The organism is Rhizobium sp. G187, assembly GCF_051549525.1.
In the GTDB taxonomy this organism is placed as follows: domain Bacteria; phylum Pseudomonadota; class Alphaproteobacteria; order Rhizobiales; family Rhizobiaceae; genus Allorhizobium.
Genome location: NZ_JBPUGM010000013.1, coordinates 20,458 through 37,203, shown reverse-complemented (window position 1 = coordinate 37,203; position 16,746 = coordinate 20,458). Strand labels below are relative to the sequence as shown.

Sequence of the window (16,746 nt, the reverse complement as noted above, 5' to 3'; positions counted from 1 at the left end):
CAATTCAGCCAATTTCTAGAAGATTTCTTTCTGAACCAGTCCGTCGCCGCTTCCGCGCCGCCGCCTCTCGTTCGGTGAAGCGGCTTATACGGCTCGAGCCCTATACCGTCAACAGTGGAAATTGGAAAAAATCGAAAAAAGTGTCATCCGATTGAAATAATGACAGAATTTGCGCATTCCTAATGTAAGCTTCCGCTCTTGCCCAAAGTTGCGAGCGTTTCCCGTCCACGCCAATCAGCCGCCATGTCCGGCTAGATCGGTCTTTGCCCTCTTTATAGGACAAGAACGCTCCTGCCGCGTAATCTCCTTATTCCGATGCTGTCTATAAGGATCACAGCGATCGGGCATCCCATGATCAATTCGCATCTTCGGCTCGGCATGAGTCCGGCTCAACCCAAGCCTCTGGCGGCCAGGATTTGACGAATGCGATCTGACATGAGACATGATTGCCACTTCGCCGATGACAGGTACCGATTACTCATCCTGAAGCAGGGGTTGGACAACACTCTATGACGCCAGACCGTGACATGATCCGCTCGCTGGGCAGCGATGCGCCGATCCTGGCAGATGGCTTTCGGGCACCGGATCGCCGCGAGATCTCGTTGCGCTGGCTCTCCGGTACGTTTCTCACCGGCATCACCTCCTGCATTCTCATGGGTGTCGCCCTCTTTGCGGCCCTTGATGGCCGCCAGCAGCTTGCCATCCCGGCAGAGGCCTATGCTGCCATCCCCCCCGATGAAGAAGCCGCAGAGACTGAAGATGCCGTCCGCGGCAATCGCTTGATCGCACCCAAGATCGCAGCGCGACCGGTCGACAAGGCCATTCTCGATGTGCCCACGGTCTTTCGGGACGGCGATCGTGAAGTGGTCCGCAAACTACCCTTCGCCCATGTGAAGATGACACTTGCTGCAGACTATCCCGTTCAGGAGCGCTATCCGGCCTTCGATCCGTTGACGATCTTTGCCGTTCCCGAACAGGAACACCAGCTCGCGCCGCGCACGGGTACACTCTATGGCTCGGATGTCGAATCCGAGGTGACCCTGACCTCCAGGCCCTTCCCGACCACGCCGGACAAACCGCTGGCCGGTGACATGACCTTTGACGAAGTTGAGGAGAATGTCCGTTCGAACGGCTCGGTTCTGACCACCGGCGACACACAGGTCGCAGCTCTCTACTACATCGATCCCCGCCGTTTTGATGCGGATGACAGCGACCTCGGTATCGCTGTCGGTCTGAGTGCCCGGGTCGTCGAGGAAAACATGAGCGTCTCCGAACCGGAGATCATCACGCCCGAGACACCGGAATATGCGGAGGACATTCTGCCGGTCCGCCGTCGCCAGACTGTTTCCGCCCTGATGATGGCATCCGGCTATCCGCAATCTCGCGCAGACAGCGTCGAGAAGTCGCTCGCGCCTTTTGTCAAGGAAAGCGGGCTCGAAGAAGGCGATGTGCTGCGGATCGGGCTTATTCAGCGCGGCGAAGAAGTGCGCCTCGTCCGGTTCACTCTCTATCATGCGGGACGTCACGTCGCGACAATGGCGGTCACGGATGGAGGTCGTCTGATCCGTGGTGTCGAGCCCCCGCAGCTCGATGCGGTCGCCGGCGCCTTTGACGGCGCGCGTCCGGCTATTGCCTCTGGCCGGGACTTGCCACGGGTCTATGACGGCATCTACCGGGCAGCACTCTCCTATGGCATGAGCACGGACCTGACCGCACTTGTCATTCGTCTGCTCGCGGCCAATGTCGATTTCCAGGCGCAGCTGAAGCCCTCGGACACATTGGAAGCCTTCTTCTCAGTCTCTGACGAGGAAGGCCGCGCTACGGCCGATTCAGAGTTGCTGTATGTTCGGGCGCGATTTGGTGACAATCTGACCCAATTCTATCGCTTTCAGAACCCGGACGACAATTCCGTCGATTATTACGATGAAAACGGCAAGTCGATCCGCCAGTTCCTGCTGCGCAATCCGCTTCCCGGCGGCCGCTTCACATCGTCCTTCGGGATGCGGCGCCATCCCATTCTCGGCTATTCCCGAATGCACACAGGCGTCGACTGGGCCGCTCCGCGCGGAACACCCATCATTTCTGCAGGTAATGGCGTGGTCGAAAAGGCCGGTTGGGCATCAGGTTACGGCAACCAGACCCTGATCCGGCATGCCAATGGCTACGTCACATCCTATAATCACCAAAGCGGCATCGCCAAGGGCGTCGTCCCGGGTGCCAAGGTCACCCAGGGCCAGGTCATCGGTTATGTCGGCTCCACGGGAGCCTCGACCGGCACCCATTTGCACTACGAGCTGATCGTCAACGGAACCAAGGTCGATCCGATGAAGGTCCGCCTTCCGGGCGGCAAGACACTGGAGGGCACGGCCCTGGCGAATTTCCAGACGGAGCGGCAGCGGATCGATACGCTGCTTCAGGGGACGGGCCGACCAGCCCAGGTTGCCAATCGCTAGACCGGTTCCAGCTAAACTGCGGAGCCGTTCCGCCTCCCGATTGGCACGAAGCCAATGAGATCGAGCTCTTCCACGATACCGTTTAGCCCGAAAGGCGGGCGTGTCCCTAGCCGCCCCTGCCCGCTTTGTCTCGCAAGCGGTCAAGATCTGATCGCGAACGCCCTCCCTTGCAGGCGCTACCCGACATAGGGGTGTTGCGTGTCGACACAGAAGGCAGCCTGCCCTTGAGTTTGGCTTGAGCACCAGGGCGCGGACCTGGCGAAGCCGGACGCCACTTAAAACTATCCAGCAGGAACCGCCCTTTCTCTCAAATACCAGCTTTCAGATTCATCAAAAAGAATGAGTTGCATGATGTCATGACCTGCAATTTCTAGCAGGGATTGATTATGATCGAAGTTCTTTTCATGTTTCGCGGTCGCCTCAACAGACTGCAATATTTTCTGACTGGTCTCGTCGCTCACCTGGTTGTCGGCGGTGTGGCGGTCATCGGAATCATGTCCATGCGGTCAGGCAGTGGAGTTCAGATACTCCTACTCTTGGCCCTGTTCGGTCTCGTCAGCCTCTGGATGTCACTCAGCCTCCAGGCGGCCAGAATTCGTGACATTGGTCTGAGCCCTCTCCTTGTGATGCTGGGTTTCACGGCGGTCTTCGTGGTGGCCTATGGTGCGGAAGCTCAGATGGTCGGTACGCCGATCGGATCGCTGCTTTCAGCGCTCACGATAGGACTGCAGCTCGTTTCCGGGTTATTTCTACTATTCATGCCGGGCAATAGCTTCTCCTGGACGGCGCCTGACGCTCCGAGACCCGACCACCCGTCTCTCGACCGGCGGACCGTCGCGGCTCGAAACGGGTCCCCGACACCGACGCGATCAGGCGTGACGCGGTCATCGGATCCCACCAGCCAGCGGTCGTCGGGAACGGCATCTCAAGCGGCACAGGCACGGCCCGCCTTCGGCCGCCGGGGCATGTGAACCGTCAGACAAAACTGAAAAGGGCGGCCCATTGAGCCGCCCTTTGCTGGTTGCGTGCCGGCGGATCAGGCCGCCTGGCTGATATCCCTCTCGGGCGAGATCAGCAGCCGATCACTGCCGGCTTCGACCTTGACGCGGGCGCCGTCCAGCACCTGACCGGACAGGATCTGCTCCGCGAGCGGGTCCTGCAGATATTTCTGGATGACCCGCTTCAACGGCCGCGCCCCATAGACCGGGTCGTAGCCCCTGTCGGCCAGCCAATCGCGCGCGCCGCTTTCAAGATCGATCACGATCTTGCGCTCGGCCAGAAGCTGCACGAGACGCTTCATCTGGATATCGACGATCGCCCCCATTTCGCCGCGCTGCAGCCGGTGGAACAGGATGATCTCGTCGACGCGATTGAGGAATTCCGGCCGGAACGAGGCCTTCACCACATCCATCACCTGATCGCGCACCATGTCGGTATCCTGACCCTCGGCGAGACCCGTCAGATAGTCTGCCCCGAGATTAGAGGTCATGATGATGATCGTATGCTTGAAGTCGACGGTGCGGCCCTGGCCATCGGTCAGTCGCCCGTCATCAAGCACCTGCAGCAGCACGTTGAACACATCCGGATGCGCCTTTTCGATCTCGTCGAACAGGACAACCTGATAGGGTTTGCGCCGGACAGCCTCCGTCAGCGCGCCACCTTCATCATATCCGACATAGCCCGGAGGCGCCCCGATCAACCGTGAGACCGAGTGCTTCTCCATGTATTCCGACATGTCGAGCCGCACCATCGCGCTTTCGTCATCGAACAGAAAACGGGCAAGCGACTTGGTCAGCTCCGTCTTGCCGACGCCGGTCGGTCCGAGGAAGATGAACGAGCCAATGGGCCGGTTCGGATCCTGCAGGCCGGCACGCGCCCGGCGAACGGCCCGCGACACGGCTTGTACGGCATCGCCCTGGCCGACGACGGATTTCGCCAGCTCGTCTTCCATCCGAAGCAGCTTGTCGCGTTCGCCTTCGAGCATCTTGTCGACGGGAATGCCGGTCCAGCGCGACACCACATGGGCAATCGCATCCGGGTTCACGACCTCCTGCACCATGGCATTGCTCGAACCATCCTGTGCTTCCGCGGCAGCCAGAGCCTTTTCAAGGTCCGGGATAACACCATAGGTCAGTTCGCCAGCGCGCTGGAACTCGCCCTTGCGCTGGGCAATGGCCAATTCGTTGCGCGCCTCGTCGAGCTTGCCCTTCAGATCTGCGGCAAGGCCGAGCTTCTGCTTTTCCGACTGCCAGCGGGCGGTCAGCGCATCCGCCTGTTCTTCAATCGAGGTCAGTTCGGTCTCAAGACGCTTCAGCCGATCGACCGAAGCCGTGTCGGTTTCCTTCTTCAATGCTTCTCGCTCGATCTTCAGCTGCATGATCCGGCGGTCGAGTTCGTCGAGCTCTTCGGGTTTGGAATCCACCTGCATGCGCAGCCGCGATGCCGCTTCATCCATCAGGTCGATCGCCTTGTCTGGCAGAAAACGGTCTGTGATGTAGCGATTGGAGAGCGTGGCAGCCGCAACCAGGGCCGAGTCCGAGATCCGGACCTTGTGGTGCTGCTCATATTTCTCCTTCAGCCCGCGCAAGATCGAGATCGTGTCCTCGACCGTCGGCTCATCGACCATGACCGGCTGAAAGCGCCGGGCAAGGGCTGCATCCTTCTCGACATGCTTGCGATATTCGTCGAGCGTCGTCGCACCCACGCAGTGCAACTCGCCGCGTGCCAAGGCTGGCTTCAACAGGTTGGACGCGTCCATCGCGCCATCCGCCTTGCCGGCACCGACCAGCGTATGCATCTCGTCGATGAACAGGATGATCTCGCCGTTTTCGGACTGGACTTCGTTCAGAACCGCCTTCAGGCGCTCTTCGAACTCGCCGCGATACTTGGCGCCGGCAATCAGGGAGCCCATGTCGAGCGCCATCAAACGCTTTTCCTTCAGGCTTTCCGGCACGTCGCCATTGACGATGCGCAGCGCCAGCCCCTCGGCAATCGCCGTCTTGCCGACGCCGGGCTCACCGATCAGGACGGGATTGTTCTTGGTGCGGCGAGAGAGAACCTGGATGGTGCGGCGGATCTCGTCATCCCGGCCGATGACCGGGTCGAGCTTGCCGTCGCGCGCTTCGGCAGTCAGGTCACGGGCATATTTCTTCAAGGCGTCGAAGCCCTGTTCAGCATTGGCGCTGTCGGCGGTTCGGCCCTTGCGAACCTCGTTAATCACCTGGTTCAGCCCATTGGCCGTAACGCCGCCCTTCTTCAGGGATGCAGATGTCGAGGCCGAGCTTTCAATGGCGAGCGCCAAGAGCAGGCGCTCGACGGTGACGAAACTGTCGCCGGCCTTCTTGGCGGCCTCTTCAGCCGTCGAAAACACCTTGGCGAGCGGCTGCGCCAGATACACCTGTCCATTGCCGCCGGACACCTTGGGCAGCTTGGAAAGGGCAGCATCATTGGCAAGCCGGACGGCCTTCGCGTCACCACCGGCACGCTCGATCAGCGAGGAGGCCATGCCCTGCTCATCATCGAGCAAGACCTTCAGCACATGTTCCGGCAGAAACTGCTGATGCCCCTCGGAGAGGGCATTGGTCTGTGCCGACTGCAAGAAGCCGCGTACGCGTTCGGAATATTTCTCGATATTCATGGTCAGTCTCCGTTTCCCCGCACTGCCCGCAATCGGCACAGGGCGGATGGTTGGATCAGGCCCCCGTGTGGCAGGCCCCGAAGCGACTTCGCCGCTCCCTTGACCGAGATATGGGAGCGGGAATTTTCCCTTTAAAGAGGCCCTGAAACGAAAAACTCCGGGACATGCCCGGAGTTTCGCAATCGTCAAATTGGAGAGACGAATTATTCGGCGACGACATCCGCCAATGCAGGAGCTTCGCCCCCGTCATTGCCTTCACCACCTTCGTCCGAGCCCGCGCTGCGGCGCGGTTGACGGCGGGGACGGTTGCCGGCGTTGCGACGACGCGGCTGGCGTTCGCCTGCCACATCTGCCGTGATTTCGGCAGCTGCCGCGACGGCTTCCGCCGGCATATCTTCGATGACCGGCTGCGGACCTGAGCCTGCAATGTCCGGCTGCGCCAGTGGCTGCGGCTGCGGCTGGGCCTGCGGCTGCGGCCGATTCTGCCGCTGCTGTCGGCCCTGTTGCTGCGGCTGCGGTTGCGGCTGGGACTGCGCGGCCTGCTGATTCCCACCGTCACCGTTGTGGCCGTGGTTATCGTCCGAACCGTCCATGTCCTCGCCGTCCCGCTCGTTGTAGTCCTGACGGTCGTCGCGATCGTCACGGTCTTCACGCGGGAAGCGTTCCTGCATCTGCTGCTGGGCAGCAGCGATGATGCGGTTATAGTGCTCGGCGTGCTGCAGGTAGTTTTCGGCCATGACGCGGTCACCAGAACTCTGGGCATCGCGTGCGAGCGCACCGTATTTTTCAGCAATGTGCTGGGCCGTACCACGAATCTTCACATCCGGACCCGAGCTATCATAGGTCCGGGTCAGCGGGTTCTGGCCCTTGCGGTTGAAGTTGCCTCCACCACCGCCATTGTTGTTATTGTTGTTGTTACGCCCCCGACCACGCTTGTTCTGCTGTCCTGGCCTCATAGATAATTCACCTGAATGTCTTTGTTGTGCTGATGAAGGGGCAACGCTATTGGCTCTGGTTGAACCGGCCAAGTCCCAGCGTGCCGTTGGCAGACCGCGCCCTCGCCTTGCTTACCGCTGGTGAAAGTCGAGATTACTGAGTTACGCACCGGCCTTGCGAGCTTGGCGGAGTTCGATAACGAACCAGTTCCGAAGCCGGTCGGGACATGAACGAATCTTCGTTCTTTCTCCGCCACCCGTTGCGTGCCCGCAAGCTATCCCGCTTCCCGCGCAAAACCAAGTGTTTTTCTTGATATCCTCCAAATATCCTTAGCAAGCGCAACAAAACCGTCAGCGACGATTATGGGTGAATACCAATACCCGATCTCTTCCGCCCAGATCCTTGCGCTCTTCGAGAAGTAAAAAATCTTTTTCGCCAAAGACTTGCACGACTTCGTCTCGCTGGTCAAAGCCGATTTCAACACCAACAAGACCACGCTCCAGGAGATGGGAGGCCGCCTCGTCCGCAATGGCGCGATAAGCCTCCAACCCGTCGGGCCCGCCATCAAGTGCGCGATGTGGATCGTATTTCAGGACCTCAGGCTCCAGATCGACCATGACCGCACTGCGAATATACGGTGGGTTCGAGACGATGATGTCGAACCGCTCCGGCACATGAACGAACCACGGGCCTGCACGGGTCTCGAAACGGGACGCCAATCCCAGCCGCTCGGCATTGCGCGCCGCCGTCGACAATGCATCCTCGGAGATGTCGACGCCAACTGCCTGCGCCTGGCCGCATTCGTGCAAGAGGGCCAGCGCGATGGCGCCCGTTCCTGTGCCCAGGTCGAGGATGGAGGCACGCCCCTTCTCGCCGGCGATGCGTACGACGTGGGGAAGCATCGCATCGACAAGCACTTCCGTGTCGGGGCGAGGCTCAAGTGTCTCAGCAGACAGGCCAAGCTCCAGCCCGTAAAACTCCCGTGCCCCGAGAATGCGGTGGATCGGTTCGCGCGCCAACCGTCGCAGGACCCCCTGCTCCACGCAAGCAGCAGCAGTCGTGTCCAGCACGCGATCACTATCGAGAAGCAATTGCGTCGACGTGAGCCCGGCAATCCCGCCAACCAGGATTCGCGCATCGGAAGCAGCCTCGGGAAGGCCCGCCGCCTCGAAGCGCCGCCGCGCGTCAAGGATCAGAGCGCGCACCGACGCAGTGTCCGTCATGGCTGCACATCACCCAGTTGCGCCAGCTGGCCGGCCTGGTAATCGGAGATCAGGGCATCGACCATCTCGTCGATTTCACCTTCAATCATCCGGTCAAGCTTGTAGAGCGTCAGGTTGATGCGGTGATCCGTGACGCGGCCCTGCGGGAAGTTATAGGTGCGGATACGTTCAGAGCGATCGCCGGAGCCAACCTGGCTCTTGCGGTTGGCTGAACGTTCGCTGTCCGCCTTCTGGCGTTCAATGTCATAGAGCCTGGAGCGCAGCACCTGCATCGCCTTTGCCCGGTTCTGATGCTGCGACTTCTCTGACGACGTGACGATCAGGCCCGTCGGCAAGTGTGTGATGCGAACGGCGGAATCGGTCGTGTTGACATGCTGTCCGCCCGCACCGGATGCGCGCATCGTGTCGACACGAATATCTTCCGGCCGGATTTCGATATCGATCTCTTCGGCTTCCGGCAAAACGGCGACCGTTGCGGCGGATGTATGGATGCGGCCGCTAGCCTCCGTTTCCGGAACCCGCTGAACGCGATGTACACCACTTTCGAACTTCAGCTTGGAAAACACGCCCCGGCCGCTGATCGTCGCGATGATTTCCTTGTAGCCGCCGGCTTCCCCTTCGCTGGCCGAGAGCACTTCCACCTTCCAGCCTTTGGTGGACGAGAAACGCTCATACATGCGAAACAGGTCGCCTGCGAAAAGGGCCGCCTCAGATCCGCCGGTTCCAGCCCGGATTTCGACAATCGCGCTCTTCTCGTCGGCGGCATCCTTCGGCAGCAGCAGGATCTGGATGGCGCTTTCCAGCGCCTCGATGCGGGCATCGACCTCCGGAAGCTCCATCTCCGCAAGATCGCGCATTTCGCGGTCCGTCGTCTTGTCGGAGAGCATGGCTCGCAGGTCGGCAGCCTCAGCGGTCGCTGCCTCATAAACCCGGATCTGTTTTACCACAGGTTCGAGTTCGGAATATTCCGACGCCAGTTTCACATAGACGTCCGCAGCCGGGCCCGCCGACATCCGCGCCTCGATCTCGCCGAACCGGCGTTCGAGTTCGCGCATTTTCTCGACAGGAAGCTTCGCCACCCACTACTCCAGGATCTTCGTCAGGTTCAGACGGAAATGTCGTTGGCGCCCGCAAAGCGGATAAGCCAATCGCGGACTGACACACCCGGTGCATCGTCGTCAAGCACCGCTCCAAGCTCGGCTGCGAGGGTGCCCACATCGAGACCAAGCAACATTGCCTTCACCGGGCCAATCGACGTCGGCGACATAGAGATGGACCGGAAACCGATCCCGAGCAATGCCATGGCCGAAAGCGGCTTCGACGCCATCTCACCGCAGAGCGTCACCGGCGTATTGTTGCGGTCGCCTGCGCGCACGATATCGCGCAGGATCCGCAGGAACGGACGGCCGAGCACATCAAAGCGATCCGCTACCCGCGCATTGCCACGATCCACCGCCATCGAGAACTGGAAGAGATCGTTGGAGCCGACAGACACGAAATCGACCTCGTTCATCAGCTCGTCCAGCTGCCACAGCAGCGCCGGCACTTCGAGCATCGCTCCGAACTGCAGCTTTTTCGGCAGCTGATGGCCGAACTTCGACAGGTGCTGCACTTCCTTCTGCATCAGTTCACGCACAGCCCGGATCTCCGAAACCTCGGTGACCATGGGGAGCATCATCTTCAGCTCCGCCCCGGAAGCCGCCTTGAGCAGAGCCCGCAATTGGGTGCGCAACAGGCCCGGCCGATCGAGCGAAAGGCGGATGGCACGCCAGCCAAGTGCTGGGTTTTCCTCTTCCTGGGACCGGAAATAGGAGACGACCTTGTCCCCGCCGATATCCAGTGTACGGAAAGTGACCGGCCGTCCGGCCGCCTGCTTCAAAACGCTGCGGTAAAAGCTCTCCTGCTCCTCGCCCTTCGGCATGGTGGAGGAAATCATGAACTGAAGTTCGGTCCGGAAAAGGCCAATGCCATCGGCACCGGAATCGGCAAGCTGCGGCAGGTCGACCAGAAGGCCGGCATTCATCTGCAGCTTGATCCGGTGCCCGTCACGGGTCAAAGGCTCGACATCGCGCAGTGCCCGGAACTGTTCCTGCCGCTTGGCCCGCAGCTTGACCTTCTCTTCATAGGCCTTCTGCATCTCGGCGACCGGGCGCACATGCACCTTGCCGTCGTCGCCGTCGATGATCACTGGATCGCCGTTTTCCGCCAGCGCGACCACGCCCGCCGCCTGTCCAACGACCGCAATGCCCATGGCGCGCGCCACGATCACCACATGGCTGGTAACGGCGCCCTCTTCCAGCACCAGGCCCCGCAGGTTGGCACGCGGATAGTCGAGGAGTTCCGCTGCCCCCATGGCGCGGGCAAAGACGATGGCGTCGTTAGGAAAACCGTTCGCCGAACTACGCGGCGAAAATCCCGTCAGCTGACGCAGCAAGCGGTTCGCCAGATCGTCGAAATCATGCATCCGCTCGCGCAGATAGGGATCGGTGAGGCGCATCATGCGCGCCTTCGTGTCGCTCTGCACCTTCTCGACCGCAGCTTCCGCCGTCAGTCCGTTGTGGATTGCTTCTTCCATGCGCCGCACCCAGCCCTGGTCATGGGCGAACATGCGGTAGGTCTCGAGCACGTCGCGGTGCTCGCCTTCCATGGAAATCTCGCGCCGCGACAGCATGTCGTCGATCGAGATGCGCAGCGACCCCAGCGAATCGGCCAGCCGACGGATTTCCGTCTCGCTGTCTTCGTTCAGCAGATTGGTGACAACGATGCGCGGCTCGTGCAGCACGACATAGCCGAGGCCGATGCCTTCCGAATAGCTGTCGCCGTCGATGGTCACCGGGCGCGTCAGGTCAAGCTCAAGACCCGGCCGGGTGATCTTCTTCAACTCGCCGGTCGCGATCATCTCGGCCAGCACCATGGCCGTGGTTTCGAGCGCTTCCAGCTCGTCCTCGCGGTAATTGCGCTGGGCCTTGTTCTGCACGACGAGAACGCCAAGGCTTCGCCCGGCGCGCAGGATCGGCACGCCGAGGAAGGAGTGGTAGATCTCTTCGCCGGTCTCCGGCAGATAGCGGAAGGCTGGATGCGCCTGAGCATCCGAAAGATTGAGCGATTGCGCGGAGGCCGCGATCGTGCCGACCAGACCCTGGCCCATTTTCAGCTGGGCCAGGTGAACCGAGTCCTTGTTCAGACCCTCGGTCGCATAGAGCTCGAGAACGCTGTCGGAGCGCAGCACATAGACCGAGCACACCTCGGCAACCATGTTGCTCGCGATCTGGCGAACGATCCGGTCTAGACGCTCCTGCGGCTCGAGCGGCTCCGCCATCAGTTCGCGCAGCCGCTTGAGGAGGACGCGGGGACCCGCAGAAAGGTCTCTCATCGCGCTTTTTGCTCCACTTCCCATTGGTCAGCGGCTTGTTACCCTTACCTTTTCAGGGGTTCGGTCACGCGTGTCCGCTCTCAGGAATCAATTCTTATCCAGACCGTAGCAGGAATGCAAAGTCCGAACCGCAAGCTCAGCATAGGGACCGTCGATCAGGATGGAGATCTTGATCTCCGAGGTGGTGATCGCCTTGATGTTGATGCCCTTTTCAGCCAGCGCCCGGAAGGCGGTTGCAGCGACGCCAGCATGGCTGCGCATGCCGATACCGATGACCGAAACCTTGACCAGACCCTTTTCGCTCTGGAGAACGTCGAAGCCAATCTTGTCCTTGTTGTCGTTGAGAACAGCAAGCGCCTTGTCAACGTCGCCCGAAGGCACGGTGAAGGTCATGTCGGTCTTCGAGCCGTCCTCGGAGATGTTCTGGACGATCATGTCGACATTGATATGCGCTTCGGCCAGGGGCCCGAAGATGGCGGCCGAAACACCCGGACGGTCGGACAGACGACGCAACGAGATCTGCGCTTCATCCTTGGCATAGGCGATACCGGTGACTACTTCCTGTTCCACGATCTCTTCCTCATCGCAAATCAACGTGCCGGGCGGGTTCATCAGATCGCCCATGCCCGGCGCATCGGGATCTTCAAAGCTGGAGCGCACGAAGGTGCGAACCTTGTGCACCATGGCAAGCTCGACCGACCGCACCTGCAGCACCTTGGCGCCGAGCGAGGCCATTTCGAGCATTTCTTCAAACGCAATCTTCTTCAGGCGACGCGCCTTCGGCTCGATGCGCGGGTCGGTCGTGTAGACGCCATCCACATCGGTATAGATATCGCAGCGGTCCGCCTTCACGCCGGCAGCAATCGCAACGGCCGAGGTATCCGAGCCACCACGGCCGAGCGTCGCGATACGGTTGTCAGGACCGATACCCTGGAACCCGGCGACGACAGCCACCTGGCCCTCGCCCATGCGGCGGATGATCTCGGTGCCGTCGATGTCCTGGATACGGGCCGCGCCATGGGCGTTGTCGGTCTTGATCGGGATCTGCCAGCCCTGCCAGGAGCGGGCATTGACGCCCAGCGACTGCAGCGCGATGGCGAGCAGTCCTGAGGTCACCTGCTCACCGGATGCAACAATGGCATCATATTCGCGGGCGTCATAGAATGGCGATGCGGCACCGGCAACTTTGGGCATGTTCTGAACCCAATCTACCAGCTCATTGGTCTTGCCCGACATGGCAGACACCACAACAGCCACTTCGTGGCCTGCATCGACCTCACGTTTGACGTGGCGCGCGACATTGTGGATGCGTTCGAGATTTGCGACGGATGTACCGCCGAACTTCATGACGATGCGAGCCATAGACTTTAAACCGTATGCCTTGAGAAACGCCGGACCCCGGCGGAGAAAACACCGGCCTGCGCTGAAAGCCACAGGTTGCGGGGCTTTTAGTCCATATGTTCCCTCTGCGCAACGGCCACATCACGCCCAAACGGTACGCTAGGCAACGCTTTTTCGCAGACAAATAATTGCTGACTTTTGCGCAAGACGATCGCGGGCTCGCTGATGTGAAAAAGGGGCGCAAAAATGCGCCCCTCTCCATTTCGCGATCATCCCCACTGTCGCTCAGCGGCAGGCGTTCGGATCTTCCTTGCAGCGCTTTTGTTCGATCATGCGACGCAGCGGACTATTGTCGCGGTCGTTACCGCTTTGCGCGCGCTCCGGCCGGGGGCGACGCTCCTCCTCGCGGCGGCGGTCATCGCGCCGGCCTTCGTCCCGCCGGTCACCATCGCGCCAGTCGCGGTCCGGCTGGCGTCGGTCATTGTCACCGCGCCAGTCCCGATCACGATCACGATCACGGTCGCGGCGGTCGTTGTCGCTGCGCCAGTCGCGATCTCGGTCACGGTCACGATCGCGCCGATCGTTATCGTCGCGCCAGTCCGGACCATTGCTCCAGCGATCGCGCTCACGATAGAACGACCGCCCGCGATAATGATCATCCCAATAACGTCCGACACTGAACGTCACAGTCGGGATGCCGAGTGGGCGATAGTATTCCGGCTCAACATAGACGCGGCGTTGTGAATAGCTCGTCTGGAGATAAGAGCCGGAAATCCAGCCGCGATAACCAGCTACGGACACGTCACACCAGTTGGCACTCGACAGACATCCGCGAATATCGACGCGACTGCCGGCTGGAACGACGAAAACGGCCGGATAGCGGGTGCTCGGGCCCGACCGCATGTTAACATTGGCGGTTGAAAAAGCCGGTGCAGCCTCGGCGATCGCCGGCAGGGCGACGCTCGATACCGCAGCCGCGGCCATGAACCAGAATTTATGCATTCTCTGTCTCCTGATAGTGGACGACGGTAAGCCGTGATCTCGCGCTCTAAACGTCAAGCATCGATCTCAGGTTCCGTTGACCGGCGAAAGGCGCACTGCGACCTCCCATACCCTTGACTTCGCAGCCCATTGAGACGACTTGAAGGCCAAGGCAGTGCAGGAGTGAAAAGCATGAGCGCAGAGGCACGCACCACCATTGATCAGGCAGAAGTCGACCGTTTCTCGGCCATGGCGGCGGAATGGTGGGACCCGACCGGCAAGTTCAAGCCGCTGCACAAGATCAATCCGGTCCGCTTGGCTTATATTCGCGACAAGGTTTCGGCACATTTCGGCCGCGATCCCTTGAGCCATCGCCCGCTCGAAGGGCTGCGCATTCTCGACATCGGATGCGGCGGCGGTCTCCTGTCCGAACCGGTCGCCCGCATGGGTGCAAACGTGCTCGGCGCAGACGCCTCGGAAAAGAACATCAAAATCGCCATGACCCATTCGGCCCAGAGCGGCGTCGAGGTCGACTACCGGGCGGTTACGGCAGAGGCGCTCGCCGAAGCCGGCGAAACCTTCGACGTGATCCTCAATATGGAAGTGGTCGAGCATGTTGCCGACGTAGACTTCTTCCTGTCGACCTGCGCCTCCATGGTGCGCCCCGGTGGCCTGATGCTGGTCTCGACGATCAATCGCACGATGAAGGCGGCGGCACTGGCGATCTTCGGTGCGGAATACGTCCTGCGCTGGCTGCCGCGGGGCACCCACCAGTATGAGAAGCTCGTCCGTCCGGAAGAGATCGAGGGACCGCTTGCCAAGAACGGCATGCAGGTCAACGAGCTGAAAGGCGTTTTCTTCAATCCTCTGCAAAACCAGTGGAACCTGTCGAGCGACATCGAGGTCAACTACATGGCGCTGGCCAGTCGCCCGGCTGTCGCGTCATGACGGGTGCGGAAGCCGTCGTCACCTTCTGGCGTGAAGCCGGACGACAGAAGTGGTTCACCAAGGACGACGCTTTCGATCAGGCGATCCACGATCACTTCCGCGACCTTCATTTCAGCGCCGCCCGCAACGAATTCCCGGACTGGATCGAGACACCGGAAGGCGCGCTCGCCCTGATGATCCTGCTCGACCAGTTTCCGCGCAATCTCTTCCGCGGCTCCGGCCATGCCTTCGCAACCGATCCGCTGGCGCTATCTTTGGCAAGGGAAGCCATCGCACGCGGCCACGACCGCGCCGTCGAGCCCGAACTTGCAGCCTTTTTCTACCTGCCCTTTGAACACTCCGAGGATTTGGCAAACCAGGAGCGCAGCGTCGAACTCTTCAAAGCCCTGCATGAACGGGCTGGCGATCAGGACTATCTCGACTATGCGATCGTCCACCGCGACATCATCGCCCGCTTCGGGCGCTTCCCCCACCGCAACACAGCCCTCGGGCGGGAAACGACCACTGACGAGCAGGCCTTTCTCGATGAAGGCGGCTTCAAGGGCTGAAGTCGACAGGCACAGCCGTCAATTCACGTCATCCGGCAAGACCGGAATGGGCGCAATCTCGATGCCTTCGTCGATCAGCGACTTGACCTCAACGGCGGATGCTTCGCCGATGATACCACGCGCCTCGGCCTCGCCATAATGGATCTTGCGGGCTTCTTCCGGGAAACGGGTGCCGACATCCTCGCTGCTTGCGCGAATCTCCCGGATCGCCTCTTTCAACTTGATCATGGCCTGCTTCTGGGCGGCAGACACGGCAAGCGCCTGGGTCGCTTCCCGGGCACGCGCCGTCGAGACCGAAGGCGCCATCAGCACCTTCGACACATCTTCGGAACCGCAGATCGGGCAGGTCAGAAAGCCTGAGGCCTTCTGCCGATCGAACTCCGCACTTTCCGAGAACCAGCCATCAAATTCATGGGCCTTATCGCAGCACAGGCTGTAACGGATCAAACCGTGACGCCTCCCTTCGCCAGAACAGGCGCGATATCGAGCTGGAAATCACGTCCATTCTTCAGGTTCGGGATCTTGGCGCGGCAGGCCTTCACCGCTTCGGTGTCGATCTCGGCCATCACCACAGCCTCGCCCGTGCCGCCGGCCGCAGCAAGAATCTTGCCCCAGGGTCCGACGATCATCGAATGACCAAAGGTCTCGCGGCCATCTTCATGCAAACCGGCCTGGGCAGCAGAAATCACGAATGCCCCGTTTTCGATCGCGCGGGCGCGAAGCAGGATTTCCCAATGCGCCTCGCCGGTCTGCTTGGTGAAGGCGGCGGGCGTCGTCAGGATCTCGGCACCGGCCATGGCTTCTGCCCGAAACAGGTGCGGGAAGCGCACATCGTAACAGACGCCGAAACCGATCTTGGCAAACGGCAGATCAGCGACCAGGGCCCGCTCACCCGGACGATACACAGAGCTTTCCCGCCAGCTCTCGCCATTGTCGAGATCGACATCGAACATGTGGATCTTGTCATAGGAGGCGATTTTAGCGCCATCAGGTCCGAACAGGAAAGCGCGGTTGGCGATCTTCCCGTCGGGGAGCTTGATCGCGGTAGACCCGACATGCAGGTGAATGCCTAGTTCGCGCGCCAGATCGGAAGCCGCTTCGACGATCAGGTCATTTTCCTCGTCGCGCAAGACCTCCATCAGGCCCGGGCGATCCTTCTGCACGGCCCCGGTCATCTCCGGAGTCTGCACATAGATCGCGCCGCGCGCGGCTGCATCCTTCACAAGACGCGCCATGCTCTCGGCATTTCGCTGAGGATCGACGCCGGAACACATCTGAACGGCAGCAGCCTTGAATGTCATCGGTC

The 16,746-nt window shown here is 60.9% G+C and carries 13 protein-coding genes; 4 read left to right on the top strand and 9 right to left on the bottom strand.

Features of this window, described 5'->3' with window-relative positions; translation table 11 throughout:
• Window positions 1-509: 509 nt before the first annotated feature.
• Together ACSV9I_RS21955 and ACSV9I_RS21950 are read left to right on the top strand one after the other, a co-directional pair.
• Complete coding sequence (locus tag ACSV9I_RS21955) at window positions 510-2,453, top strand: M23 family metallopeptidase (protein ID WP_438330833.1); 1,944 nt, start codon at window positions 510-512, stop codon at window positions 2,451-2,453.
• 386 nt (window positions 2,454-2,839) lie between these two features.
• Window positions 2,840-3,424, top strand: a complete 585-nt coding sequence (locus ACSV9I_RS21950; RefSeq protein ID WP_438330832.1) for a DUF805 domain-containing protein — start codon at window positions 2,840-2,842, stop codon at window positions 3,422-3,424.
• A gap of 65 nt (window positions 3,425-3,489) precedes the next feature.
• On the opposite strand, the gene clpB is transcribed toward ACSV9I_RS21950, so the two are convergent.
• The 7 genes from clpB to ACSV9I_RS21915 form a co-directional block, all read right to left on the bottom strand.
• Complete coding sequence (clpB, locus tag ACSV9I_RS21945) at window positions 3,490-6,090, bottom strand: ATP-dependent chaperone ClpB (RefSeq protein ID WP_054159377.1); 2,601 nt, start codon at window positions 6,088-6,090, stop codon at window positions 3,490-3,492.
• A 203-nt stretch (window positions 6,091-6,293) separates the two neighbouring features.
• A complete protein-coding gene (locus tag ACSV9I_RS21940; protein ID WP_438330831.1) occupies window positions 6,294-7,046 on the bottom strand; it encodes a DUF4167 domain-containing protein in 753 nt (250 codons plus the stop codon).
• A gap of 330 nt (window positions 7,047-7,376) precedes the next feature.
• Window positions 7,377-8,249: a peptide chain release factor N(5)-glutamine methyltransferase gene (gene prmC / locus ACSV9I_RS21935; protein WP_438330830.1), complete on the bottom strand. Its 873-nt coding sequence runs from the start codon at window positions 8,247-8,249 to the stop codon at window positions 7,377-7,379.
• Window positions 8,246-9,328, bottom strand: coding sequence for a peptide chain release factor 1 (prfA, locus tag ACSV9I_RS21930; RefSeq protein WP_438330829.1), 1,083 nt, complete (start codon window positions 9,326-9,328; stop codon window positions 8,246-8,248). Before prfA ends, prmC begins: the two co-directional genes overlap by 4 nt.
• A gap of 26 nt (window positions 9,329-9,354) precedes the next feature.
• Window positions 9,355-11,622 carry a phosphoenolpyruvate--protein phosphotransferase gene (gene ptsP / locus ACSV9I_RS21925; protein WP_054159373.1) on the bottom strand — a complete coding sequence of 756 codons (2,268 nt, stop codon included), beginning with the start codon at window positions 11,620-11,622 and terminating at the stop codon, window positions 9,355-9,357.
• 87 nt (window positions 11,623-11,709) lie between these two features.
• Window positions 11,710-12,984, bottom strand: coding sequence for an aspartate kinase (locus ACSV9I_RS21920; protein ID WP_054159372.1), 1,275 nt, complete (start codon window positions 12,982-12,984; stop codon window positions 11,710-11,712).
• A gap of 264 nt (window positions 12,985-13,248) precedes the next feature.
• Window positions 13,249-13,965: an SH3 domain-containing protein gene (locus ACSV9I_RS21915; protein ID WP_438330828.1), complete on the bottom strand. Its 717-nt coding sequence runs from the start codon at window positions 13,963-13,965 to the stop codon at window positions 13,249-13,251.
• 171 nt (window positions 13,966-14,136) lie between these two features.
• Between ACSV9I_RS21915 and ubiG the strand changes: the two genes are divergently transcribed.
• Window positions 14,137-14,892, top strand: coding sequence for a bifunctional 2-polyprenyl-6-hydroxyphenol methylase/3-demethylubiquinol 3-O-methyltransferase UbiG (gene ubiG / locus ACSV9I_RS21910; RefSeq protein WP_438330827.1), 756 nt, complete (start codon window positions 14,137-14,139; stop codon window positions 14,890-14,892).
• Window positions 14,889-15,440 carry a DUF924 family protein gene (locus ACSV9I_RS21905; RefSeq protein WP_438330826.1) on the top strand — a complete coding sequence of 184 codons (552 nt, stop codon included), beginning with the start codon at window positions 14,889-14,891 and terminating at the stop codon, window positions 15,438-15,440. The genes ubiG and ACSV9I_RS21905 overlap by 4 nt, the downstream gene beginning before the upstream one ends.
• A gap of 18 nt (window positions 15,441-15,458) precedes the next feature.
• On the opposite strand, the gene ACSV9I_RS21900 is transcribed toward ACSV9I_RS21905, so the two are convergent.
• Together ACSV9I_RS21900 and ACSV9I_RS21895 are read right to left on the bottom strand one after the other, a co-directional pair.
• On the bottom strand, window positions 15,459-15,887 hold the full coding sequence (locus tag ACSV9I_RS21900; protein WP_438330825.1) for a DUF1178 family protein: 429 nt from the start codon (window positions 15,885-15,887) through the stop codon (window positions 15,459-15,461).
• Window positions 15,884-16,741 carry a carbon-nitrogen hydrolase family protein gene (locus ACSV9I_RS21895; RefSeq protein ID WP_438330824.1) on the bottom strand — a complete coding sequence of 286 codons (858 nt, stop codon included), beginning with the start codon at window positions 16,739-16,741 and terminating at the stop codon, window positions 15,884-15,886. The genes ACSV9I_RS21900 and ACSV9I_RS21895 overlap by 4 nt, the downstream gene beginning before the upstream one ends.
• Window positions 16,742-16,746 lie beyond the last annotated feature (5 nt).